Origin of the sequence: Microbacterium terregens (assembly GCF_039534975.1) — a bacterium.
Taxonomy (GTDB): domain Bacteria; phylum Actinomycetota; class Actinomycetes; order Actinomycetales; family Microbacteriaceae; genus Microbacterium; species Microbacterium terregens.
In genome coordinates this window covers 309,267-332,900 of sequence record NZ_BAAAWH010000001.1, presented here as the reverse complement: position 1 = coordinate 332,900, position 23,634 = coordinate 309,267, and the positions used below count along the sequence as shown (strand labels likewise).

Genomic DNA, 23,634 nt, shown 5'->3' with positions numbered 1-23,634 from the left:
CCCCTCGCGCGTACGGCGCCGGAATTGTGCACAGGGCGTCGTTGCACATCTCAACCTTCAAGTGGTACTTCAAGCACATCTGATTCCACAGCGTCCAGGGTGATAAAACCCTGGTCCGGATATGAAAATATTCTTGGAATCGGCTGAATGAGAAAGTTATCCACAGGTGTTGTGCACAGGCTGGGCGGCGTTTCGCGCAGCCTCTCCACAGAGTTATCCACAGGCGCTGTTGCGGGCCGTCTCGCCCCTGCCTAGCGTGGGGTGCGCCCAGGGGGAATGACGCGCTGCCGTCGGTGCAGACGGCTGTCAGGGGTTCGTGTTCTGCTGAACAGGGCGAGGGATGCCGGAGGCATTCGACGTCGCCTTGCCGGAGTGCGTCCGCGCCCAACGCAACCCCGGGTCGTAGCTTTTGCATGGCCAGAAACGTGGAGGACAGTGCATATGTCGATTGCCGACATCTCGGAGGAACGCCTCGGTGGCCGCCGGGAGCACGAGCGCACCCCCCCGCACGACCTGCTCGCCGAGCAGAGCGCCCTGGGCGGCATGCTCCTTTCGAAGGATGCCGTGGCCGACGTCATCGAGACCCTGCGCGGCGCCGACTTCTACGTTCCCAAGCATGAGCTGATCTTCGAGGCGATCCTCACCCTCTACTCGCATGGCGAGCCCACCGACGTCGTCGCGGTGACCGACGAGCTGATCAAGACCGGCGAACTGCAGCGCGCCGGCGGTGCGGATTACCTGCACACCCTGACCTCGATCGTGCCGACCGCGGCCAACGCGGGCTACTACGCCTCGATCGTCGCGGAGCGCGCGCTGCTGCGCCGGCTCGTGGACGCCGGCACGCGCATCGTGCAGATGGGCTACTCGGGTCAGGGCGAAGCGCTGGACCTGGTCAACAACGCGCAGGCCGAGATCTACGGCGTGACCGGGGCCGACGCCGCCGAGGACTATGTGCCGCTCGAGGTCGCCGTCAGCGCGGCCATCGACGAGATCGAGGCCGCCCGCGGTCGCGACGGTCAGATGACCGGCATCCCGACGGGCTTCTCGGGGCTGGACCAGCTCACCAACGGTCTGCACCCGGGCCAGATGATCATCATCGCCGCGCGTCCGGCCATGGGTAAGTCCACCCTCGCGCTGGACTTCGCCCGCACCGCCGCGGTCAAGCACAACTTTCCGACGATCTTCTTCTCGCTCGAGATGGGGCGCAGCGAGATCGCGATGCGCCTGATGAGCGCCGAGGGTTCCGTGCCGCTGCAGAACATGCGCAAGGGCACGCTCGACTCGCGCGACTGGACCACGATCGCCTCGACCCGCGGTCGCATCAACGACGCACCCCTCTACATCGACGACAGCCCGAACATGACGCTGGTCGAGATCCGGGCGAAGTGCCGACGACTCAAGCAGCGCGAGGGGCTGAAGATGGTCGTCATCGACTACCTGCAGCTGATGACGAGCGGCAAGCGCGTCGAGTCGCGCCAGCAGGAGGTCTCGGAGTTCTCGCGTGCGCTGAAGCTTCTGGCCAAGGAGCTGCAAGTGCCGGTCATCGCACTGTCGCAGCTGAACCGTGGCGCCGAGCAGCGTGCCGACAAGAAGCCCGCACTGTCAGACCTGCGTGAGTCGGGGTCGATCGAGCAGGACGCCGACATGGTCGTACTGCTGCACCGCGAGGCCGCCTACGAGAAGGACAGCCCCCGCGCGGGCGAGGCAGACCTCATCATCGCCAAGCACCGCAACGGTCCGACCGACACGATCACCGTCGCGTTCCAGGGTCACTTCTCCCGCTTCACCGACATGGCCGTGGGGCTGTAGCGCACAGTCGGATCGACACGACGGCACCGCGGGTACACGCGTCGGGCGACTCGCGCCCAGCGGGCCCACATGCGCGCACGAACTAGACTGGATGGATCCGTCCTGTGAACGCAGGAACCACTCCGCGCCAGGAATCCCCGTGACCAGAACCCCCGCAGCCCGCACCTTCGATGTGCGCCACGTGCAGCTGGCGAGAGCTGCCAGCGCGGCGATCGCGGCTGTCATGGTCACCTTCTCGCCCGATCACTCCGCGGCGGTCGGTCTGTCCATCTTCAGCGGGTTCGTGCTCGTGAACGCGCTGGTCCTGCTGGTAGCCGCGTGGCTGGTGTATCCCTCGGGCCAGCGCTGGCCGGCCGTGCTCCTGGGTGTCCTCTCCGTGGCCGCCGGTATGGCCGGCGGTGTCGTACCGCTGCGGTCGGTCACCACATTCTTCGTTCTCGTGATCGCGTGGGCACTGACGACCGGACTGGTCGAGACGATCGCCGGCGCGCGGAGTCTGCGCGAGGCTCGTCGTCTGCAGCCGCCGGCGGAACCCGCCCGCACCGAGTCTCGCGACGCGCTCGTCATCGGCGTCCTCACCCTCGTGCTGGGCCTGGCGCTGCTGCTCGTTCCGGCGCAGTACGCGTTGCAGTACCGGGTCGAAGACGCGAACGCGACCTTCACGCTCACCGGGATCATCCTGGCCGTCGGCATCTTCGGCGCCTACGCCGCGATCGTCGCGGTCTACCTCGGCATCGCCGGATTCTCGCCGCGCAAGCGGCAGCCCGTCACCACCGAGAGCGCGGAGGCCACCGCGCCCGCGACGGCGCGGCCCGCTGAGCCCACACGCACGACGAACGACGAAAGGGGCGTCTCATGACCGACGACAAGCCCACCCGCCGAGACCTGATGAAGCCACTGCAGCTGCTCGGGCTCGCCTTCGGGGCCGCGGTGTTCGCGGGCATCGTCACGCTCATCGCGATGGGGTTCTTCCAGCAGCGCGGCCCGGAGCAGGCGCCCGCGGCGCTGCAGCTGGCCCTCATCTTCGCCGGCGTCACCTTCATCGTCGTCCTGTTGTCGGTCTCGCTCCTGCTCCTCGCCATCGATCCGGCGCAGGTGACCAAGACGATCGATCGCCCCGTGCTGCAGCCGCGCGAGAACCCCGACACCGCTGCGGGCGGCACGCGTTCGGACGGCGCGGATCCGGATGCCGAGGCATCCGGCGGCACGCACATCTGACGCGAGCGGGATCGGGCTAGAGCTCGTCCACCAGCTGCGACGCCAGCCCGACGTACGTCGCGGGCGTCAGGGCGAGGAGGCGCTGCTTGGCCGCGTCTCCGATGTCCAGGCCTCCGACGAACTCCGCCAGCTGCGCACCGCCCACGCGGCGCCCGCGGGTGAGCTCCTTCAGCAGCGCGTAGGGGTCGGTGATCTGCGAGCGCCCGGCGGCGATTTCGGCACGCACCACGGTCTGGATCGCCTCGGCGAGCACCTCCCAGTTCGCGTCGAGGTCGGCATCGAGCACCGGCTGCGCCAGTGAGATCTCACCGAGTCCGCGCTGCAGGTTGTCCAGTGCGAGCAGGGAGTGCCCCAGCGCAACGCCGATGTTGCGCTGAGTGGTCGAGTCGGTCAGGTCGCGCTGCAGCCGTGAGGTCACCAGCGTCGCTGCGAGAGTCGTGAGCAGCCCGCCGGCGATCTCGAGGTTCGCCTCGGCGTTCTCGAAGCGGATCGGGTTGATCTTGTGCGGCATCGTCGATGACCCGGTGGCGCCTGCGACGGGGATCTGCGAGAAGTAGCCGAGCGAGATGTAGGTCCACACATCGGTCGCGAGGTTGTGCAGGATCCCGCCGGCGTGCCGCACCCGGTCGTAGAGCTCGACCTGCCAGTCGTGCGACTCGATCTGCGTGGTCAGCGGGTTGAACCCGATCCCCAGACCCTCGATGAACGTCCGGGTCAGCGCCGGCCAGTCGACATCGGGGTCGGCGGCGAGGTGGGCGGACCAGGTGCCGGTCGCGCCGGAGAACTTCGCCAGATACTCGGATGCCGCGACCTGCGCCGCGACCCGCTCCAACCGCCAGACGAAGACCGCGATCTCCTTGCCCATCGTGGTGGGCGTGGCGGGTTGCCCGTGCGTGCGCGCGAGCATCGCGGCATCCCGATGCTGCTGGGCCAGCCCGCGCAGTGCGTCGATCACCGCGCGCAGCTTGGGCAGCCAGACCGTCGTGATCGCGCGCTGGACGGTGAGCGCGTAGGAGGCGGAGTTGATGTCCTCGCTCGTGCACGCGAAGTGCGTCAGTTCGGCGACCGCCTCGAGACCGAGGCTCGAGAGCCGGTCGCGCACGAGGTACTCGACGGCCTTCACATCGTGCCGGGTGACGGCTTCCTTCTCGGCGAGCCAGTCGATCTCGACCTGGCCGAAGTCGCGATACAGGGCGCGCAACTGCTCCTTGTCCGTCTCGGGGAGAGGCGCGGTGCCGAACAGCGACCGGTCGGTGAGCGTGAGGAGCCATTCGACCTCGACCTCGACGCGCGCGCGATTCAACCCCGCCTCGGAGAGGTAGTCGGCGAGCTCGCCGACCGCAGCGAAGTAGCGGCCGTCGAGCGGGCTCAGCGGCTGGGGAGGAAGAGAAGACACGGGACTCCCGTCGGGACGCGTTCCGACCGCCGAGCGATGGATTCGCGGGGGCGGATCGCGGGGTGAGGACTGCCGGGCAGAGCACCCGGCGTGCAGTCCGATCATACCGAGCGGCCGCCACGCGTCCCTTGCCCGACGGGACCGCGGTGCACCGCCACCACCCGGTGCGGCGCGCGGGAGGGTCGGCGGGTGGGGTGTTGCCTGTCGGGGGTTTCGCATAGCCTGGCCGGGAACTTCCGACGACCCCCCTAGATCGGAGTGCGCCGTGCGCCGTCCCCCCGTTTTTCCGGCATCCATCCTCACCGTCGCGCTGGTCGCCGGACTGTCGGGGATGACTTCCCCCGCGGTGGCTGCCGATGGCGCGCCCGTGATCAACGAGTTCTCGGCCAGTACGACCGGCACCGACGTCGAGTATGTGGAACTGCTGGCCGCACCGGCCACCGATCTGTCCGGCGTGCGCGTCCTCGAGATCGAGGGCGACGCCGGCGGATCCGTGCCGGCCTTCGGCGTGGTCGATGAGGTCATCTCCTTCGCGGCACCGGACGCATCCGGTCGCTCGCTCGCCACCCTCGCCGCCAACGCGCTCGAGAACGGCACGATCAGCCTTCTGCTGATCACGGGGACGATCCCGGCCGCGGGATCGGACATCGATGCGAACGACGATGGGGTCATCGACGACGGCCTCGGGTTCTCGGTGGTCGACGCCGTCGCGGTCAACGACGGCGGCGCGGGCGATCTGACGTACGGCGGCGTGGCCCTCGGGGTCTCGTACGACGGCTTGCCGTTCGCGCCCGGCGCGGCCTCGCGCATCCCCGACGGCACCGATACCGACCTCGTCGGCGACTGGGTGCGCAACGACTTCGACCTTGCCGGCATCCCGGGCAATGCGGGCACGCTCGTGGCGGGTGAGGCCGCCAACACGCCCGGTGCCGCCAACTCGCTGACCGCGCCGCCGGTCGGTCCTCCTGCCGGCGAGGCGGGATGCGAACTCGAAGTGGTCACGATCGGGTCGGTACAGGGCAGTGGCGCGCTCTCGCCGGTTGCCGGGTCGACGGTGCGCATCGAAGGCACGGTGGTCGGCGATTTCCAAGCCGCCGGCGGGTTCGGCGGCTACTACCTTCAGGATGCCGGGGACGGCGACTCCGCGACCTCGGACGGCATCTTCGTCTCCGCGCCCACCGGGACGGACGTCGCGGTGGGCGCCATCGTCAACGTCGCCGGCCCGGTGAGCGAATCCGGCAGCGGAGGGGCAGCCGTGGAGCTGACCAGGATCGACGCCGCTGACGTCGAGGTGTGTGCGACCGGCGCCGCGCTGCCGGATGCCGTGCCGTTGACGCTGCCGGCGAGCACAGAGCAGCGCGAAGCAGTAGAGAGCATGTACGTGACGCTCCCCCAGAGCCTCACGGTCCTCGAGTACTTCGAGTACGGGCGGTACGGCACCATCGACGTGGGGCTGGACCGTCAGATGACACCGACGGCGGTGTTCTCTCCGGGGTCGGCCGAGGCGACCGCCCTGGCGCAGCGGAACCTCGCCGAGCGGATCACGATCGATGACGGTCGCAGCGCACAGAATCCGGATCCCGCCATCCACCCCAACGGCGAAGCGTTCACGCTGGAGAACACGTTCCGCGGTGGAGATCTCGTCACCAACGCGACCGGCGTCCTGGACTACCGGTCCGACACGTGGGCGATTCAGCCGACCGAGGGCGCCGACTACGCGTCCGTGAACGCGCGCACCGCGACCCCGGACGTCGGCGGCGATCTCACGGTGTCCAGCTTCAACGTGCTCAACTACTTCACCACCCTGACGGGACCGGACGCCCGCGGAGCGAACGACGAGGCGGAGTTCGAGCGTCAGCAGGCCAAGATCGTCGCCGCTCTCGCTGAGATCGACGCCGACGTGTTCGGCCTGATCGAGATCGAGAACAACGGAACCGCGCTCGCCGCCCTGACCACAGCGCTGAACGATCACCTTCACGGGGACGTGTACGACTACATCGAAACCGGCCCGATCGGCACCGATGTGATCACCACGGCGCTCATCTACAAGCCGGCCTCCGTCACGCCGGTCGGGAACTTCGCACTCATGGCTCAAGACAAGGACGCGCGCTGGCTGGATGATTACAACCGGCCGGGCCTGACCCAGACGTTCGCCGACGCAGACGGAGGCAAGGTCACGGTCGTGGTGAACCACCTCAAGTCGAAGGGCTCCGACTGCAACGCCGTGGGCGACCCCGACACGGGCGACGGCGCGGGCAACTGCAACATCACGCGGACGCAGGCCGCCGCCGCCCTCAGCGACTGGTTGGCGACCGACCCGACCGGACAGGGCGCCGGGCACGAGCTGATCATCGGAGACCTGAACTCCTACGACAAGGAGGCGCCGATCGCGGAGCTCCTCGCGGGCGGGTTCACCGACCTGCTCGCGCAGTACCAGGGCGAGAACGCCTACTCCTACGTGTTCGACGGACAGCTCGGCTACCTCGACTACGCGCTCGCCGGCCCGGCTCTGGCGGGCGATGTGACCGGAGCGGCCGCATGGCACATCAACGCGGACGAGCCGAGCCTGATCGACTACGACATGTCCTTCAAGGCACCCGCGCAGGATGCGCTGTTCGCGCCGGACCCCTACCGCTCCAGCGACCACGACCCGGTGATCGTCGGCCTGGACCTGACACCACCGGACACGATCCCGCCGACGCTCACCGTGACCGCGGATCCGGCCTTCCTCTTTCCCCCCAACGGCAAGACGCGCACGGTGACGCTGACCGTGGACGCGGCTGACGAGAGAGGCGAGGTCACCGTTCGGCTCCTGTCCGCCGCGGCGAGCGGAAACAAGAAGGCGATCGTGCGCCAGCTTACCGACCGGAGCTTCTCGGTGAAGGCGGTGGTCGGCGCGAAGTACACCTTCACGTACGAGGCGAAGGATGCCGCGGGCAACACCGCGACCGCGACCGACACGGTGTCCGTGGAACCGACGCCGAGACGTCTGCTGGCCTACATCTGTCAGATCGTGGAGCGGACCGCGGGTTCGATCTGCCGGTAGAGCGCGCGGCTCGCGTTCTCGATCATGACCAGGACGTCATCGAACATGCCCGGGCCGGCATAATACGGATCCGGAACGTCGAGGGTGGGTGCGGACGAGTCGAAGGACATCAGCAGCGCGATCTTGTCCGAGTCCGCCTCCGAACGCGCCCAGCCGTGCAGGATGCGCTCATGGCTTCTATCCAGCGCCACGACGAGGTCGTTGCGCGCGAAGTCGGCGTGGGTGAACTGACGCGCGCGATGCCGCGTCCCGTCGTACCCGCGACGCTCCAGCGCGTCGAGCGTGCGCTGATCCGCGCGTTCCCCGACGTGCCAGTCGCCGGTGCCGGCGCTCGTCGAGCTCACGCGGTCGCCCAGGCTGCCGGCATCCGCGAACCAGCGCAGCACCACGTCGGCCATGGGTGATCGACAGATGTTGCCGGTGCACACGAAGACGACGCGAAACGGCTCCAGCGCGCTCGCAGTCATGGATACATTGTGCGTCGGCCGGACCGCTCCTGCACAACGCGCGCCCGATCTCGGTTGTCCTCTGCCGGTGCAGTACGCGGGTCCTCGCGGCCCGGCGTCCGGGAGGGTGGAGGGATGTCGACCCCATCCGACCCCACGACGGAGACCCTGGACGTGCTGGCCCTCGTCCGGCGACATCTCGACGAGTTGATCGGGCGTCTGCTCGAGGTGTCCGCTCGCTCGGCAGGCCTGGCGGAGCAGACCGATTGGCGGACGGATGCCGCGACGGCGTTCCATACGACGGCCGAGACGTGGCGGCGGGATGTGGCGGCGCTCGTCCCGATCGTGGAGGACGCGCGCGAGGACCTGGACCTGGCGCGCGCACGGATGGAAGCGCACGCGTGGCGGCACGGGCTGTGAGCGATGGATTGGACATCCGCGGCGGCGGAGTCGTGGCGGTGGATACCGCGACGCTCCGCGCGGCGGCGGACGGATTCGAACGCCTCGCCGGAGACCTCGAGGACATCGTCGGCCAGATCGGTTCGGCGTCCACGCACCTCGCAGCAACGACCCGTGCCCTGTGGGATGTCGCGTACACGATGTCGTGCGCGTGCACACGGATCCGTGAGGTCGTGGGGACCGCGGGCGAGCTGATCGGGGCGCTGCGCGGGGCGGCCGCGGTCTACGAGATCGTCGAACTGCAGGCCGAGCGCGCGGCCGCCGACGCCGCGGGCGATGCCGGCGCCGTCCGGCGCATCGACTCCCGGCTCGCCGCGCTCGCCCTCGAGTACCCGGACGCCCCGGCCCAGGCGAGCCTCGGCGCCATCGGGCACTGGGTCGGTTGGCCGGGCGAACTGGCGCGCCAGGCTCCGGGTGCGCTGTGGTGGGTGACCCCCGGCTTCCCGCTGCTCGCGATGCCGACGACGTGGGCGCTGCTGCGCGCCGTCGGCACCCTCGGCGCGGGATCCGTGCCGGCGACGGCGCGTCTGCGCGGCCACCCCGGCGACCTGGTCGTCGCGCCCGTCGGGCCGCGCACGACAACAGCGGCTCCGACCACTCTCGCCGCCGCGGCGGAACGGATCCCGACCGGAGGGGATGCGCGGGTCCGGGTGGAGCGGTACTCGATGCCGGACGGCTCGAGCCGGTTCGCGGTCTACGTCGCCGGCACCCAGACGATCGCAGCCCGCACGACGGAACCGTTCGACATGGACTCCAACGTCGAGCTGTACACGGGCTCGCGCTCGGCGTCGTACGACGCGACCGAGATCGCGCTGCGGCAGGCCGGCGCGCGGCCCGGCGACGTCGTGCACGCCTTCGGCCATTCCCAGGGCGCCATGGTCGCCGCCCACCTGGCCCTCGAGGGCGGGTACGACACGCAGACCCTCGTCACGTTCGGCTCGCCGGTCGAGGCCGACGTCGGCGACGGCACGCTCAGCGTCTCGGTGCGTCACGTGGACGACCCGGTGGCGGCACTGACGGGCGGCGGTCACCCGGGCGCCGTCGGCGCGGCCGGCAGCTTCATCGCGGAGCGAACGGCCGACCCGCGTGCCGGCCTGCACGACCTCGGACTGCCCGCGCACGCTCTCGAGAGCTACACCGAGACGGCGCGGATGCTGGACGCCTCCGCCGATTCCCGCATGGCCGCGGTGCGGCAGGTGTTCGAGGATCTCGGAGCCGCGGCATCCGTCGAGGTCACCGAATACGCGGCCGAACGGGTTGTCGCGCTCCCGGAGCCCCGGCGGGGACCCGCGCCTGAGGCCGCGGTCAGTCCTTCTTCTTCGGACGCAGGATTATCCCGAAGATCCAGTTGATGAGCGAGATGATGATCGCGGCCAGCACGCCCCACCAGAAGTCCTCGACACGAAGCCCCCAGCTCCAGAAGCTGGTGATCCACGCGGTCAGCCACAGCAGGAACGCGTTGATGATGAGCCCGATCAGACCCAGCGTGAGGATGTAGATCGGGAACGCGAGGATCTTGATGACCGTGCCGATGATCGTGTTCACCAGAGCGAAGATCGCGGCCACGATCAGCAGCGTGAGGACGAACTGCAGGGTCTCTCCCGGCGGGAACGGGATGACCGAGACCATCAGCGCGGGGATCAGTGTGACGACCCAGATGGCGAACGCGTTGACGACGACACGGATGAGGAAGCCCATAGGTCGTCAGTCTGCCATGCGCCCCGTTCGCTTGCCCTAGATGTACGCGAAAGCGTGCATCGGGCGTACATCCAGGGCAAGCGAACAGACGGGAGAGAGGGATGCTGCACCCCGTGGGGCCCCGCCCCACACCCCCGGCCCGCTGACGCGTGGTGCTTTGTGGGGCCCTGCCCCACACCCCCGGCCCGCTGACGCGCGGTGCTCTGTGGGGCCCTGCCCCACACCCCCGGCCCGCTGACGCGCGGTGCTTTGCGGGGCCCCGCCCCACACCCCCGGCCCGCTGACGCGCGGTGCTCTGTGGGGCCCCGCCCCACACCCCCGGCCCGCTGACGCGCGCCCATAGACTCGACAGGGTGACCGATGCTCCGCTTCCTGACGACGCCGCGCAGATTCCCGTCCGGGTCCGGCCCGAGATCGCCGCCCTGCCGGCCTACCAGCAGGGCAAACAGGCCGGCGCGGACGCGTTCAAGCTGTCCAGCAACGAGAACCCGTTCGACCCCCTTCCCGGGGTGCTCGAGGCGGTGCACGCCGCGACCGCGCTGAACCGCTATCCGGACGCGACCGCCGGGCGGCTGCGCGAACGCCTGGCCGAGCGGTTCGGCGTCGAGCAGTCGTCGGTTCACGTGGGGGCCGGCAGCGTCTCGATCCTCACGCAGCTGGTGCTGGCCACCTCGGGACCCGGTGACGAGGTGATCTTCGCGTGGCGCTCGTTCGAGGCGTACCCGTGGCTTGCGATCGTCGCCGGTGCCACACCGGTGCAGGTACCGCTCACCGACGATGCCCGCCACGACCTTCCGGCGATGGCGGCCGCGGTCACACCGCGCACACGGGCGATCATCGTCTGCAGCCCGAACAACCCCACCGGCCCGATCGTCACGCAGGCCGAGTTCGACGCGTTCCTCGCCCTCGTCCCGCGGGACGTCCTGGTCATTCTCGATGAGGCATATGCCGAATTCATCACCGACCCGGACGCCGTCGACGGGTTGCGGGTGCTCGGCACGCAGGGGCACCCGAACGTGGTGGCGCTGCGCACGTTCTCCAAGGCCTTCGGCCTGGCGGGTCTGCGCGTCGGCTATGCGATCGGCCACCCGCGCATCCTCGATGCGGCGCGCAGCACCAGCATCCCGCTGTCGGTCACGGCGCAGGCCGAGGTCGCCGCGCTCGCCAGCCTGGATGCGGAGGATGCGCTGCTCGAACGTGTGCGGACCATCGCCGCGCGGCGGGACGCGCTGGCCGCGGCGCTTCGTGAGACGGGATGGCGTGTCCCCGACGCGCAGGGCAACTTCGTCTGGCTGCCCGGTGGAGCCGAGACGATGCAGATCGCGGCCGCGTTCGATGCCGCGGGGCTGATCGTGCGGCCGTTCGCCGGAGAGGGTCTGCGGATCAGCGTCGGCGAAGAGGACTCTGTCGAGAAGGTCCTATCGATCGCGGCATCCGTTGTGAAGGACCTCCCAGAGGCCCATCCTGGCCGCGGACTAGCGTAGAACGGTGACTCCGCCCCAGAACGCGCCTGCCGACGCACCGGAGCTTGTCCGTGTGCTCGCTGCGGACGGGTCGGTCGCGCCGACTCCGGCCGCGGAACCGTATCTCGAGATCATCGACGCCCTGCCGGATGCCGAGCTCGAAGGCTTCTACCGCGACATGTTCGTGGTGCGCGCCTTCGACCAGCAGGCCACGAACCTGCAGCGGCAGGGCCAGCTCGCCCTGTGGCCGCCGAGCTTCGGCCAGGAGGCCGCACAGGTCGGCTCGGCCCGCGCCGCGCGCCGTCAGGACCACCTCTTCCCCTCGTACCGCGAGCACGTGGTCGCCATGATCCGCGGGGTGGACCCGGTGGACATCATCCGCGTGATGCGCGGCCTGACCCACGGCGGCTGGGACCCGTACGACCCGAAGAACGGCAACACGCACATCTACACGCTGGTCCTCGGGTCCCAGACCCTGCACGCGACCGGCCTGGCCATGGGACTGACCTTCGACGGCAGGTCCGGCACCGGGGATCCCGAGACCGACCAGGCTGTCATCGTCTACTACGGCGACGGCGCCTCCAGCCAGGGTGACGTGCACGAGGCGATGGTGTTCGCGGCGAGCTACCGCACCCCCGAGGTGTTCTTCCTGCAGAACAACCAGTGGGCCATCTCGGTTCCCGTCGCGACCCAGTCGCGGTCACCGCTGTACCTGCGCGGCACCGGGTACGGCATCCCGAGCATCCCGGTCGACGGCAACGACGTGCTGGCCAGCTACGCGGTCACGCGCGTCGCCCTCGACGAGGCGCGGGCCGGTGCCGGCCCCCGCGCGATCGAGGCCCTGACGTACCGGATGGGCGCGCACACCACCAGCGACGATCCCACCAAGTACCGCACCTCGGACGAGGAGCAGTCCTGGGCCCGCCGCGACCCGATCGCGCGGATGCGCGCGTACCTCCGTGGTCGCGGAGCGCCGGACACGTTCTTCGCCGCCGTCGAGGCCGAGGCGGCCGCCGTCGCCGAGGACGCCCGGGTTCGCACCGGTGCGCTCGGCGGCGTACCCGCCGATCTCATGTTCGACCACGTCTACAGCGAACCGCATCCCCTCATCGACGAGCAGCGCGCGTGGCTCGCCCGCTACGAGGCATCGTTCGAGGAGGAGGCGTCATGACCGACCTCAAGGCATCGCCGACGGCCGCCGTCCCCGCACCGACTTCGATCGAGACGCTGCCGTTCAGCCGAGCGCTCAACGCGGGACTGCGCCGGGCGATGACCGAGAGCGACCGCGTGATTCTGATGGGCGAGGACATCGGGCGACTGGGCGGCGTCTTCCGCGTCACCGAGGGCCTGCAGGCCGAGTTCGGCGACCGTCGGGTGCTCGACACGCCGCTGGCCGAGTCCGGCATCGTCGGAACGGCGATCGGACTCGCGATGGCCGGATTCCGGCCCGTCTGCGAGATCCAGTTCGACGGCTTCGTGTTCCCGGCCTTCGACCAGATCACGTCGCAGCTGGCCAAGATCACGAACCGGCACGAAGGCGCACTGAGCATGCCGGTGGTGATCCGCATCCCCTACGGCGGCCACATCGGCGCCGTCGAGCACCACCAGGAGAGCCCCGAGGTGTACTTCACCCACACGCCGGGACTGCGCGTGGTGAGCCCCTCGACGCCCAACGACGCCTACTGGATGATCCAGGACGCCATCACCTCGACGGACCCGGTGATCTTCCTCGAACCCAAGAGCCGGTACTGGCAGAAGGGTGAGGTGGATGCTTCGGCCCGAGCTCTCCCTCTGCATGCCAGCCGCCTGGTGCGGCGCGGCACCGATGTCACGCTGGTCGGTCACGGCGCCATGGTCGCGACACTGCTGCAGGCGGCGGCGCTCGCGGAGCCCGAGGGGACCAGCTGCGAAGTGATCGACCTGCGCTCGCTCTCGCCCGTCGACTACGGCCCCATCCTGGACTCGGTGCGTCGCACCGGGCGGATGGTCTACGCGCAGGAAGCCCCGGGCTTCAGCAGCCTCGGCAGCGAGGTCTCGGCTACGGTCATGGAGAAGGCGTTCTACGCGCTCGAGGCGCCCGTGCTGCGCGTGTCCGGCTTCGACACGCCGTTCCCTCCGGCAAAGCTCGAAGGAACCTTCCTCCCGGACGCCGACCGCATCCTCGAAGCAGTCGACCGCACTCTGGCGTATTGACCCGACGATGTTCCGAAAGGACACCGGATGAGCACACAGACGTTCCTCCTCCCCGACGTCGGCGAGGGGCTCACCGAGGCCGAGATCGTGTCGTGGCGGGTCTCTCCCGGTGATGCGGTCGCCGTCAATGACGTCCTGGTCGAGATCGAGACCGCCAAGTCCCTGGTCGAACTGCCCTCCCCGTTCGCCGGAGTCGTCGGAGACCTCCTCGTGGCCGAGGGCGACACGATCGCCGTCGGTGCGGCGATCATCACCATCGCGAGCGCCGACGACTCAGCACCACCCGCGACGGCGGGCCAGAGCGAGCACGGCGAACCGCACGAAGCCGATGCCGGGGGTGCCGTGCTTGTCGGCTACGGCAGCGCGGGCCACGTGCAGTCGCGTCGGCGCAAGCCGGCCGATGCCGCGGCGGGCTCAGCAGCCGTCCGGGGATCGGTCGGTGTCATCGCCAAGCCGCCGATCCGCAAGCTGGCGCGCGACCTGAACGTCGATCTCGCCGACGTCGCACCCAGCGGCTCGGCCGGCGAGGTGACGCGCGACGACGTCATGAAGCAGGCGTCGCAGGCAAGCGTGTTCCGCAACATCGAGACTCCGGAGTGGGGTGCGGTGCGCGAGGAGACGATCCCCGTCGGCACCGCCCCGGTCGCGCCGGCGGCGCCCGCTGCCTCGGCACCGGCAGTGGATGCCGCGGGCCGCGAGGAGTCCATCCCCGTGCGCGGGGTGCGCAAGGCGGTGGCCAGTGGCATGGTGCGCAGCGCGTACACGGCACCGCACGTATCGGTCTGGACGGATGTGGACGCGAGTCGCACGATGGAGCTGGTGAAGCGCCTGAAGGCCTCACCGGACTTCGCGGACATCAAGGTCTCGCCCCTGCTGATCATGGCCCGTGCGGTGATCTGGGCGGTCCGGCGCACGCCGATGGTCAATGCCGCCTGGGTCGACGACGCCGAGGGCGGCGGGGCGCAGATCCGCGTGCGTCACTACGTGAACCTCGGCATCGCCGCCGCCACCCCGCGAGGGCTGCTGGTGCCGAACATCAAGGACGCGCAAGAACTCAACATGCGTGATCTCGCCCGCGCGCTGGAGAAGCTGACCGTGACGGCGCGCGAGGGCAAGTCCACACCGGCAGACCAGACCGGCGGCACGATCACGATCACGAACATCGGTGTGTTCGGGATGGATGCCGGTACGCCGATCATCAACCCGGGCGAAGTCGGGATCGTTGCGCTCGGCACGATCCGTCAGAAGCCGTGGGTCGTCGATGGAGAGGTCCGCCCCCGTTGGGTCACCACGGTGTCGGGATCGTTCGACCATCGCGTCGTGGACGGTGACGGCGTTTCACGCTTCATCGCGGACATCGCCGCGATCCTCGAGGAGCCCGCGCTGCTGTTGGATTGAGCGACGTGCGCGCCCGGTGAGTGCGGCGGCAGCCTGCTCCCCTCATGACTCCCGGACCCGCGGGCCTCGGTTGAGAATGATTATCAATAGCCTTAGGGTGGAGGTTATGCCTCGCAGAAACCGCCCCTTCGCGCTGTTCGCCCTCGGCCTGGCGGGCGCTCTCGCCCTCGCGGGCTGCGCATCCGCGAATGCCGAGGAGCCGGATGACGGGCGCATTCACGTTGTGGCCTCGACGAACGTCTACGCGCAGATCGCCGCGGAGGTCGGCGGCGACCTCGTGGACGCGACCGCGATCGTGTCCTCGACGGCGCAGGACCCGCACTCCTTCGAGCCCAGCGCGCGCGACCAGCTCGCCGTGCAACGTGCCGATCTGATCATCGAGAACGGCGGCGGATACGACCCGTTCCTGGACGCCCTCATCGAAGCGAGCGGGTCGAAGGCGCCGGTGATCACGGCCGCCGAGTTCTCGCCCGACTGGCCGGAGAACGCGGGCCACGACGACGAGGCCGCGGGCTCGGAGGCCGAGGGCGATCACGAGCACGGAGATCACGAGCACGTGGAGGGCTTCAACGAGCACGTCTGGTACGACCCGCACACGGTCCAGCACGTGGCCGAGGGGATCGCCGCGGAGCTGTCGGCGCTCGTGCCGGCGGAGACGTCGGCGATCGAGGCGCGGGTGACCTCGTTCGCGGCGGGCATCGCCGACCTCGAAGCGTCGCTCGCCGCGATCGCCACCGACGCCGCAGGCGCCGACGTCTTCCTCACCGAGCCCGTGGCGCTCTCGCTCGTGGAGGCGGCGGGCCTCGTGAACGTCGCTCCCGAGGCCTTCACCGAGGCGGTCGAGGAAGGACAGGATGTCGCCCCCTCGACCCTCCTGGAATCCCTCAAGCTGTTGCGCTCCGGCGATGTGCGCATCCTCATCGCGAACTCGCAGACCGGCGGCGCCGAGACCACCGAGGTCATCTCCGAAGCCGACTCGCTGTCGATCCCGGTCATCGAGTTCTCCGAAACGCTCCCCGACCGCCAGACTTACCTCTCGTGGATGAAGGCGAACATCGAGGCGCTGGCGGGCGCGCTGCACCCGTGACCGCGCCGCTGCAGATCCGCGACGCCGCGCTGCGCCGCGGGAGCCGCGAACTGTGGAGCGGACTCGATCTGACCGTCGATCCCGGCGAGCTGATCGCGGTCCTTGGTCCGAGCGGATCGGGCAAGACCACGCTCCTGCGCGCGATCCTCGGCCTCGATCGGCTCAGCTCCGGAAGCATCCAAGCGCTCGGCGAGGACGTGCGAGGGCGCGGCAACCGCCGTATCGGCTACATTCCGCAGCAGCGGCCGCTGCCCCGTGACGCAGCGCTGCGCGGTCGTGATCTCGTCGCCCTGGGGGTGAACGGTCACCGGTTCGGGCTGCCGTTCCCTCGCCGCAGTGACCGGGCGCGGGTGGAGAGTCTGATCGATGCCGTCGGCGCCGGCGAGTTCGCCGATCGTCCCGTGGGGCTCCTCTCCGGAGGCGAGCAGCAGCGGTTGCGGGTCGGCCAGGCGCTCGCCGATGAGCCGCGCCTCCTTCTCTGCGACGAGCCCCTGACGAGCCTGGACCTGGCCAATCAGCAAGCCGTCGTCGGTCTCATCGACCGGCACCGCAAGCAGAACGGTGCCGCGGTGCTGCTGGTCACGCACGACATCAACCCGCTGCTGGGCAAGGTCGACCGCATCCTGTACATCGCCAACGGGCGGTTCACGCTCGGAGCGCCCGACGAAGTGCTCCGCTCCAGCGTGCTGACCGAGCTGTACGGCGCGGAGGTCTTCGTCCTGCGCGCCGGTGACCGGCTGGTCGTGGTCGGCGCTCCGGATGCCGAGGAGTCCCACCACCACCACCACGACGAGGTCCACGAGTGAACTGGCCCGACATCGCCGACGCCATGTTCGGCGGCCTCGCCGACTACGGCGAGATCCTCGTGCTGGTGTCCAATTCGGTCATCGCCGGCGCCGTGCTCGGCCTGGTCGGCGGGCTCGTGGGCGTGTTCGTGATGCAGCGGGACATGGCGTTCGCCGTGCACGGCATCAGCGAGCTGTCCTTCGCCGGTGCAGCGTTCGCTCTGCTGGTGGGCTTCGACGTGGTGACCGGCTCGATCGTCGGCTCGCTCATCGCCGCGGCGATCATCGGCGTCCTGGGTGCGCGCGCCCGCGACCGCAACTCGATCATCGGCGTCCTGATGCCGTTCGGCCTCGGCCTCGGCATCCTGTTCCTCTCTCTGTACGACGGTCGCAGTGCCAACCGGTTCAGTCTGCTGACCGGTCAGATCGTGTCGGTGCAGAGCGGGCAGCTGGGCTGGCTCATCGCCATCAGCGCGGTCGTGCTGCTCGGCATGCTGCTCATCTGGCGTCCGCTGCGCTTCGACTCCCTCGACCCGCAGTCCGCGGCGGCGCGCGGGGTGCCGACCACAGCGGTATCGTTCACCTTCATGCTGCTTCTGGGGTTGATCGTCGCGGTCAGCGTGCACATCATCGGTGCGCTTCTGGTCATGGCGCTGCTGGTGACCCCGGCCGCCGCCGCCATGCGCGTCGCCACGGGGCCGATCGCGGTGCCGGTGCTGGCGGCGGTCTTCGGATTCGTGTCGGCGGTGGGCGGGATCCTCCTCGCGATCGCGGGGACGCTGCCGGTGAGCCCGTACATCACGACGATCTCGTTCGTGATCTACCTCGTGTGCCGCGGTGTCGGCAGCAGGCGCGACCGTGTGACGAGGGCCGCGTGAAACGGCCGGGAGAAACCGGCCCGGGGCCCGGGGTCGCGGCGGTTCCCGCGGCGATTTCTCCCCGCTCTTTGACGCTCACCGCTGCCGCGGCCCGGGATTCCGCCGTCCCCGGCCGCTCGCTCAGGGGCGATCGGTAGAATCCGGCACATGGCTCAGCGCAACACATGGCAACGCGATCGGGTGCGTGAGGCGCTCGGCGACGCCAGCGGCTTCGTCAGCGCGCAGAGCCTGCACGCCACCCTCCGCGAGGAGAACACCGGCATCGGCCTGGCCACCGTGTACCGCGCGCTGGCCGGGCTCGCCGCCCAGGGCGAAGCCGACTCGCTGCAGAGCCCGGAGGGCGAGAGCCTGTACCGGGCGTGTACATCCCCAGGGCACCACCACCACCTCATCTGCCGCTCGTGCGGGCTGACCGTCGAGATCGCAGCGACCGACGTCGAGCAGTGGGCGCGCCGCACGGCCGCGCTGCACGGGTTCAGCGAGGCCGAGCACGTCGTGGACATCTTCGGTCTGTGCACGCCGTGCTCCCAGGCCAGAGCACGTGATCGTGCCGGGGACTGACCGGGCGCGCGCCAGCAAGCCGGGGGTGCGGGGCGGAGCCCCGGAAGGCTCCCGAGCCAGCAAGCCGGGGGTCGGGGGCGGAGCCCCGGAAGGCTCCCGCGCCAGCACGGGCGGAACCCTGCAAGGCTCCCGCGCCAGCAAGCCCATCGTGGCGGTGGCCGTCGGCGCGCTGGTCATCGCCGCGCTGTTCCTGATCGACGCCTTCGCGCCGGCTCTGTTCGCGGCATCCCTTCCCACGCGCGTTCAGGACGGGCTCACCCTCGCGATCAGCGTGCTCATCGAGTCCATGCCGTTCGTCGCGCTCGGGGTGCTGCTCTCGATCGTCGTCCAGGTGTGGGTGCCGCCCGGAGTGATCGAGCGATGGATGCCGCGGCGGGCGTGGGCGCGTCGCGCCGTCCTGTCGCTGCTGGGCATGATCGTGCCGGTCTGCGAGTGCGGCAACGTGCCCTTCGCGCGGGGTCTGCTGATCCGCGGGTTCACGGTCCCCGAGACGCTCACGTTCCTCATCGCGGCGCCGATCGTGAACCCGATCGTGATCATCACGACGCACCAGGCGTTCGGATCCAGCGACGGCATCCTGGTCGCGCGCCTTCTCGGCGGATACGCGATCGCCAACCTCATCGGGTGGCTCTACAGCCGGCACCCGAACCCGGATGCACTGCTGACGGATCGATTCCGCGAGACGTGCGACCTCGTCGAGCAGGAGAGCGGCGGCCGGGGACGACGCAGTCTGGCGCAGTTCGTCGTCGAACTGCGCGCCGTCATGCCGGCCCTGATCATCGGCTCGGCGCTGGCCGGGGCGGTGCAGGTGCTGATCCCGCGCGACGCGCTGCTGGCGATCGGCTCGAACCCGGCGCTGTCGATCGTGGCCATGATGGCGCTCGCGATGGTCGTGGCCATCTGCTCCAACGTGGACTCGTTCTTCGCACTGTCGTTCGCCTCGACCTTCACGCCCGGCTCGATCGTCGCGTTCCTCCTGGTCGGACCGCTCGTGGACGTCAAGATGCTGGCGCTCATGCGCACGACCTTCACGACCCGCACTCTCGCGGGGCTCGTCGTCGTCGTGGTGCTCTCGGCGTTCGCGATCGGGACGGTGGTGAACCTTCTTGCGTAACTCGGGACCTCTGAGCACCCGCTGGTTGGGTGTGGGCCTGGCGGCGGTGCTCGCAGTCGTCACGCTCGGGCTGGCGCTGACGGGACGCCTGGGTCTGTACATCAACCCGGAATCGGCCTGGTTCGCGGTGACGATGGCCGTGGTGACGCTCGTCGGCACTGCCCTGAGCTTCGCTCTTCCCCTCGGAGCCGAGGCCGATCACGGGCACGACCACGGCGACGCGCACGTGCACGAGCGCACGGACGACGAACTCGTCTCGCCGGTGCGCTCATCGACCGCGACCCGGGCGACCGCGCACCGCGCGTCGGCTCGCACGACGACCGCCCACCGCCACGGGACCCGGCGTGCGCACCCCGCGGCGCTCGCCGCGACCGCGGTCGGCGGGGTCGCGGCATCCGGCATCGTGCTCCTGACACTCGTCCTGCCGCCCGCATCGCTCTCGGCCGAGCTCGCGATGGCGCGTGACGTCGGCGCACCGCCGCTCTTCGCCGGTGCGGATGCCGTCACCCTGGCCGCGACGGGCGACACGTCCTCGTTCGGGATCGGTGAGTGGGCCACCGTCTTCGCGACGGCGACGAACCCGGACGCGTTCGAGGGGGATGCCGTCACCCTCACCGGCTTCGTGACGCCGGGCGACCGCGGGGGATTCGACGTGACGCGCCTGGTGATCACGCACTGCGTCATCGACGCGCAGACCGCGAGCGTGGGCGTTGCGGCATCCGTTCCCCCGCCCGAGACGGGGCAGTGGGTGACGGTCACCGGCACGGTGCGCTCCAACGCCGACGGACGCCTCGAGATCGACGCGGCGGCGGTCGAGCCGATCTCCGAGCCCGAGGACCCGTATGAGTACTGAGGTCCGCACCCGCCGCGCACGCTCCCACGGGCGGCGCGGCCGCGCGTTCGTCGTGACGTTCGCGGTCGTCGTCGCCGTCCTCGGCGCGGTGGGGCTGGTCGGCGCGGCGGCCGGCGTCGCGCAGGGGCCTCGCGTGTCGCAGGCTCAGGTCGATCCGGCTGCGGCAGCCGCGGCATCCGGATCACGGTTGATCCTGACCACATCGCAGGCACTGGAGCCGGTCCGTGCGGGTCAGGTGACGGTCTCGCCCGCGGTGCCGTTCTCGGTGGACACGTCCGGGCGGAGCGTCGGCGTGCGATTCGGCCTGCCGCTGCATGACGACACGGAATACCGCGTGCATCTCGAGGACGTAAGAGGGTTGGGCGGCGGCGCGAGCGCGACCCTCACGCACACGTTCCGCACGCCGCCGGCCGAAGTGTTCATCCTGCAGCGCACCGAGAGCGGCGACACCGTCTTCCGCACGGATCTCACCGGCAAAGAGGCAGTGCCCGTGTTCAGCGACGAGCACATCGAGGATTTCCGTGCGACCTCCAGCCACCTGGTGATGTCCGTGCGCGACGGCGACCAGGCCGCCCTGATCGTGACCGACCTGGAGGGCGGTGCGCAGCGCCGGCTGACCCTTCCCGGGGAGGGGTTCGTCACGAACCTGCAGAGCGCCGATCGCAGCGAGCTGATCGGATACACCTTCTCGGACGCGGATCTGGATGAGACCGGCGGCCTGGAGAGCGCCCTGTTCACCGCCTCCCTGAAGGAGGGCGCGGCCGACGCGGCGCCCACACCCGTCGTCGTGGCCGGCGCCGAATCGCGGGTGGCGGAGTGGCGATTCGTGCCCGAGACCGAGAACATCCTGCTGCTCTCCTTCGACGGCTCGCTGCTCCTGACCGATCCGCAGGGGCAGAGCGCCACCGTCCTGGGCACCGCGCTGGCGATCGAGGGCATCGCGCGCGGATCGTCCGAGGCGGTCGTCCTGCGCGGCGGCGGCATGGTCGTGATCGATCTGGCCGACGCGAGCGAGGCCGCACTCGCCCGTGCCGACCTCGATCTCGGGCTGCTCGGTGCGGTGACGCCGGTGCCGGGCGGCGGCACGATCCGGTTGGGCTCACCGACCGACGAGGCAGGCATCCCCATCGGCACCACCGTCGCGGCGGCGACCGAGGACGGTCGCACCGCGGTGCTGATGGAGCTGCCCTCCACCGACGTCGCCCTGCAGACCTGCGTCTCGCCGAGCGGCCGCTACGCCGCCGTCGTGGTGGCTCCGGATGCTGTGACCAATCGCTACGACCTCTACCGGCTTCCGCTTCCCAAGAAGCTCCAGACGCGGATCGTCGAGATCGCGACCGGCGACGAGGTCGTGGTCGTCTCCGGCTTCGACATCTCGTGGTGTCAGGTGCCGCCGCGATGACCGATCCGATCCGCCCGGCGCCCGGGTCCCTGCTCCCCGTGACGCGCAGCGCGCTCGAGGGACTGCCCGTCGAGGTCGCACCACGCCTGCTGGGCGGAGTGCTGACGACCATCGTCGACGGCGATACGGTGGCGGTCCGCCTGACCGAGGTCGAGGCCTACCATGGCGCCGGCACCGGCGCCATCGCCGACCCCGGCTCGCACGCGCGCATGGGACGCACCCGCCGGAACGCCACCATGTGGGGCGAGCCCGGTCACCTCTACGTGTACTTGAGCCACGGCATCCATTCGTGTGTGAACGTCGTGTGCGGGCCCCCGGGCGTCGCCGGTGGAGTCCTGCTGCGGGCGGGCGAAGTGCTGCAAGGGCGGGATGCCGCAACCCGGCGTCGCCTCGAACGACGGGGGGTCGTGCGCTCAGACCGCGAGCTGGCCAGCGGACCCGGGCGATTCGGTGATGCGGTGGGGTTGCGCCATCCGGTGCACGACGGGATCGATGCGGTCACCGGCGTCGAACGGGCGGGCGCCGTGGCCCGTCTCGAGCTGCGCACAGAACCGCTCCACGACGTCGTCGCCGGCCCGCGGGTGGGGGTGGCCGGCGTCGCCGGGACGGACGTCTTTCCCTGGCGCTTCTGGATCGCCGGGGACCCGACCGTGTCCGCGTTTCGCTGGGGGCGCGGCGCGCGAGACTCCTGACCGGCGCGCAAGGAGGCGCGCCGCGCCATGCTAAACTGACTCCTTGTCTGCGCGCACTCCAGCACGCAGTTCGTATCCTCCCCGTGAATCCCGGCCCGCAAGGGTCATTTTTCCGGCGGGTGCAGACAAGGGATCTTGGGTGGAACCGTCCGGTTCCACGGTATTAAGGAGTAGAACCATGGCAGCAGTGTGCCAGGTGACCGGAGCGGTTCCCGGCTTCGGTCACAGCATCTCGCACTCGCACCGCCGGACGAAGCGCCGCTTCGACCCGAACGTGCAGAAGAAGACTTATTTCGTGCCGTCGCTGGGCCGTAACATCCGGCTCAACGTGTCGGCCAAGGGCATCAAGGTCATCGACGCCCGCGGCATCGAGTCCGTCGTCCGTGACATGCAGGCGAGGGGTGTGAAGCTCTAATGGCCAAGAAGGCTCAGGACGTACGTCCGATCATCAAGCTGCGTTCGACTGCGGGCACGGGGTACACCTACGTGACGCGCAAGAACCGCCGCAACAACCCCGACCGCATCGTGCTGAAGAAGTACGACCCGGTCATCCGCAAGCACGTCGAATTCCGAGAGGAGCGTTGATCCATGGCTAAGAAGAGCAAGATCGCGCGCAACGAGCAGCGCAAGGTCGTCGTCGAACGATACGCCGCCAAGCGCGCCGAACTGAAGAAGGCCCTGGTCGACCCGACCTCGACCGACGAGCAGCGCGAGGCCGCCCGCGTGGGCCTGCAGAAGCTTCCCCGCAACGCTTCGCCGGTGCGCGTGCGCAGCCGCGACGTCATCGACGGCCGCCCCCGCGGTGTCCTCACGAAGTTCGGCATCTCGCGTGTCCGCTTCCGTGACATGGCGCACCGTGGCGAGCTGCCCGGCGTGACCAAGTCGTCCTGGTAAGCACCAGCACAACGTAAGAAGAGGCGGACCCCGACGGGGTCCGCCTCTTCGCGTTGCAAGGCCCGATGTCGGCTCGTACGCCACAGGAGCCCCATCAGTCACACTGGCACCACCAACACGCCGACGGATTACGTCAAGAGCCATGGAGATCCGCGGAATTCCGCGGAAAGTGGGTATATTCGGGGACGGTCGATCCGACCAGCCCGGAGGGCTTCGCCCGTCCGGTCCGAGCAATGAAAGGC

24 protein-coding genes are annotated in these 23,634 nt (G+C 69.8%); 21 read left to right on the top strand and 3 right to left on the bottom strand.

Annotated elements, in window-relative coordinates:
- The first annotated feature begins 441 nt into the window (after nt 1-441).
- From dnaB to ABD655_RS01580, 3 genes are all read left to right on the top strand, one after another.
- Nucleotides 442-1,809: a replicative DNA helicase gene (gene dnaB / locus ABD655_RS01590; RefSeq protein WP_344710987.1), complete on the top strand. Its 1,368-nt coding sequence runs from the start codon at nt 442-444 to the stop codon at nt 1,807-1,809.
- A 139-nt stretch (nt 1,810-1,948) separates the two neighbouring features.
- A complete protein-coding gene (locus ABD655_RS01585) occupies nt 1,949-2,668 on the top strand; it encodes an acyl-CoA synthetase (RefSeq protein WP_344710985.1) in 720 nt (239 codons plus the stop codon).
- Nucleotides 2,665-3,027, top strand: a complete 363-nt coding sequence (locus ABD655_RS01580; protein ID WP_344710983.1) for an amino acid transporter — start codon at nt 2,665-2,667, stop codon at nt 3,025-3,027. Before ABD655_RS01585 ends, ABD655_RS01580 begins: the two co-directional genes overlap by 4 nt.
- A 16-nt stretch (nt 3,028-3,043) precedes the next feature.
- Here ABD655_RS01580 and purB read toward each other — a convergent pair whose 3' ends face one another.
- Nucleotides 3,044-4,423 carry an adenylosuccinate lyase gene (purB, locus tag ABD655_RS01575; protein WP_344710981.1) on the bottom strand — a complete coding sequence of 460 codons (1,380 nt, stop codon included), beginning with the start codon at nt 4,421-4,423 and terminating at the stop codon, nt 3,044-3,046.
- 265 nt (nt 4,424-4,688) lie between these two features.
- Here purB and ABD655_RS01570 point away from each other — a divergent pair, with 265 nt between their 5' ends.
- On the top strand, nt 4,689-7,469 hold the full coding sequence (locus tag ABD655_RS01570) for an ExeM/NucH family extracellular endonuclease (protein WP_344710979.1): 2,781 nt from the start codon (nt 4,689-4,691) through the stop codon (nt 7,467-7,469).
- Here ABD655_RS01570 and ABD655_RS01565 read toward each other — a convergent pair.
- Entirely contained in the window at nt 7,430-7,936 is a 507-nt protein-coding gene (locus ABD655_RS01565) for a low molecular weight protein-tyrosine-phosphatase (RefSeq protein WP_344710977.1), read from the bottom strand. The two genes, ABD655_RS01570 and ABD655_RS01565, sit on opposite strands and share 40 nt — an antisense overlap.
- A 114-nt stretch (nt 7,937-8,050) precedes the next feature.
- Here ABD655_RS01565 and ABD655_RS01560 point away from each other — a divergent pair, with 114 nt between their 5' ends.
- Together ABD655_RS01560 and ABD655_RS01555 are read left to right on the top strand one after the other, a co-directional pair.
- Entirely contained in the window at nt 8,051-8,335 is a 285-nt protein-coding gene (locus tag ABD655_RS01560; protein ID WP_344710975.1) for a hypothetical protein, read from the top strand.
- Entirely contained in the window at nt 8,332-9,726 is a 1,395-nt protein-coding gene (locus tag ABD655_RS01555; protein WP_344710973.1) for an alpha/beta hydrolase family protein, read from the top strand. Before ABD655_RS01560 ends, ABD655_RS01555 begins: the two co-directional genes overlap by 4 nt.
- On the opposite strand, the gene ABD655_RS01550 is transcribed toward ABD655_RS01555, so the two are convergent.
- Nucleotides 9,680-10,072: a phage holin family protein gene (locus ABD655_RS01550; protein WP_344710971.1), complete on the bottom strand. Its 393-nt coding sequence runs from the start codon at nt 10,070-10,072 to the stop codon at nt 9,680-9,682. The two genes, ABD655_RS01555 and ABD655_RS01550, sit on opposite strands and share 47 nt — an antisense overlap.
- A 353-nt stretch (nt 10,073-10,425) precedes the next feature.
- On the opposite strand from ABD655_RS01550, the gene ABD655_RS01545 reads away from it, so the two are divergent.
- From ABD655_RS01545 to rpsN, 15 genes are all read left to right on the top strand, one after another.
- Entirely contained in the window at nt 10,426-11,556 is a 1,131-nt protein-coding gene (locus ABD655_RS01545; protein WP_344710969.1) for a histidinol-phosphate transaminase, read from the top strand.
- A gap of 4 nt (nt 11,557-11,560) precedes the next feature.
- Nucleotides 11,561-12,706, top strand: a complete 1,146-nt coding sequence (locus tag ABD655_RS01540; RefSeq protein WP_344710967.1) for a thiamine pyrophosphate-dependent enzyme — start codon at nt 11,561-11,563, stop codon at nt 12,704-12,706.
- On the top strand, nt 12,703-13,728 hold the full coding sequence (locus ABD655_RS01535) for an alpha-ketoacid dehydrogenase subunit beta (RefSeq protein WP_344710965.1): 1,026 nt from the start codon (nt 12,703-12,705) through the stop codon (nt 13,726-13,728). Before ABD655_RS01540 ends, ABD655_RS01535 begins: the two co-directional genes overlap by 4 nt.
- A gap of 27 nt (nt 13,729-13,755) precedes the next feature.
- Complete coding sequence (locus ABD655_RS01530; RefSeq protein WP_344710963.1) at nt 13,756-15,126, top strand: dihydrolipoamide acetyltransferase family protein; 1,371 nt, start codon at nt 13,756-13,758, stop codon at nt 15,124-15,126.
- A 106-nt stretch (nt 15,127-15,232) separates the two neighbouring features.
- A complete protein-coding gene (locus tag ABD655_RS01525; RefSeq protein ID WP_344710961.1) occupies nt 15,233-16,213 on the top strand; it encodes a metal ABC transporter solute-binding protein, Zn/Mn family in 981 nt (326 codons plus the stop codon).
- Entirely contained in the window at nt 16,210-17,019 is an 810-nt protein-coding gene (locus ABD655_RS01520; protein ID WP_344710959.1) for a metal ABC transporter ATP-binding protein, read from the top strand. The genes ABD655_RS01525 and ABD655_RS01520 overlap by 4 nt, the downstream gene beginning before the upstream one ends.
- Nucleotides 17,016-17,876 (top strand): metal ABC transporter permease, encoded by an 861-nt coding sequence (locus ABD655_RS01515; protein WP_344710957.1) that lies wholly within the window; start codon nt 17,016-17,018, stop codon nt 17,874-17,876. The genes ABD655_RS01520 and ABD655_RS01515 overlap by 4 nt, the downstream gene beginning before the upstream one ends.
- Nucleotides 17,877-18,023: 147 nt before the next feature.
- Nucleotides 18,024-18,437 carry a Fur family transcriptional regulator gene (locus ABD655_RS01510; RefSeq protein WP_344710955.1) on the top strand — a complete coding sequence of 138 codons (414 nt, stop codon included), beginning with the start codon at nt 18,024-18,026 and terminating at the stop codon, nt 18,435-18,437.
- A 169-nt stretch (nt 18,438-18,606) separates the two neighbouring features.
- Nucleotides 18,607-19,551 (top strand): permease, encoded by a 945-nt coding sequence (locus ABD655_RS01505; RefSeq protein WP_378720996.1) that lies wholly within the window; start codon nt 18,607-18,609, stop codon nt 19,549-19,551.
- A gap of 25 nt (nt 19,552-19,576) precedes the next feature.
- The gene (locus tag ABD655_RS01500; RefSeq protein ID WP_425561666.1) at nt 19,577-20,404 is read left to right on the top strand and encodes a TIGR03943 family putative permease subunit; all 828 of its coding nucleotides are present in this window, start codon (nt 19,577-19,579) and stop codon (nt 20,402-20,404) included.
- A complete protein-coding gene (locus ABD655_RS01495) occupies nt 20,394-21,806 on the top strand; it encodes a hypothetical protein (protein WP_344710953.1) in 1,413 nt (470 codons plus the stop codon). The genes ABD655_RS01500 and ABD655_RS01495 overlap by 11 nt, the downstream gene beginning before the upstream one ends.
- Nucleotides 21,803-22,498: a DNA-3-methyladenine glycosylase gene (locus tag ABD655_RS01490; protein WP_344710950.1), complete on the top strand. Its 696-nt coding sequence runs from the start codon at nt 21,803-21,805 to the stop codon at nt 22,496-22,498. The genes ABD655_RS01495 and ABD655_RS01490 overlap by 4 nt, the downstream gene beginning before the upstream one ends.
- Nucleotides 22,499-22,676: 178 nt before the next feature.
- The gene (rpmB, locus tag ABD655_RS01485) at nt 22,677-22,913 is read left to right on the top strand and encodes a 50S ribosomal protein L28 (RefSeq protein WP_344710947.1); all 237 of its coding nucleotides are present in this window, start codon (nt 22,677-22,679) and stop codon (nt 22,911-22,913) included.
- Nucleotides 22,913-23,083, top strand: a complete 171-nt coding sequence (gene rpmG, locus ABD655_RS01480; RefSeq protein WP_005051772.1) for a 50S ribosomal protein L33 — start codon at nt 22,913-22,915, stop codon at nt 23,081-23,083. The genes rpmB and rpmG overlap by 1 nt, the downstream gene beginning before the upstream one ends.
- 3 nt (nt 23,084-23,086) lie before the next feature.
- Nucleotides 23,087-23,392 (top strand): 30S ribosomal protein S14, encoded by a 306-nt coding sequence (gene rpsN, locus ABD655_RS01475; RefSeq protein WP_257501010.1) that lies wholly within the window; start codon nt 23,087-23,089, stop codon nt 23,390-23,392.
- Nucleotides 23,393-23,634 lie beyond the last annotated feature (242 nt).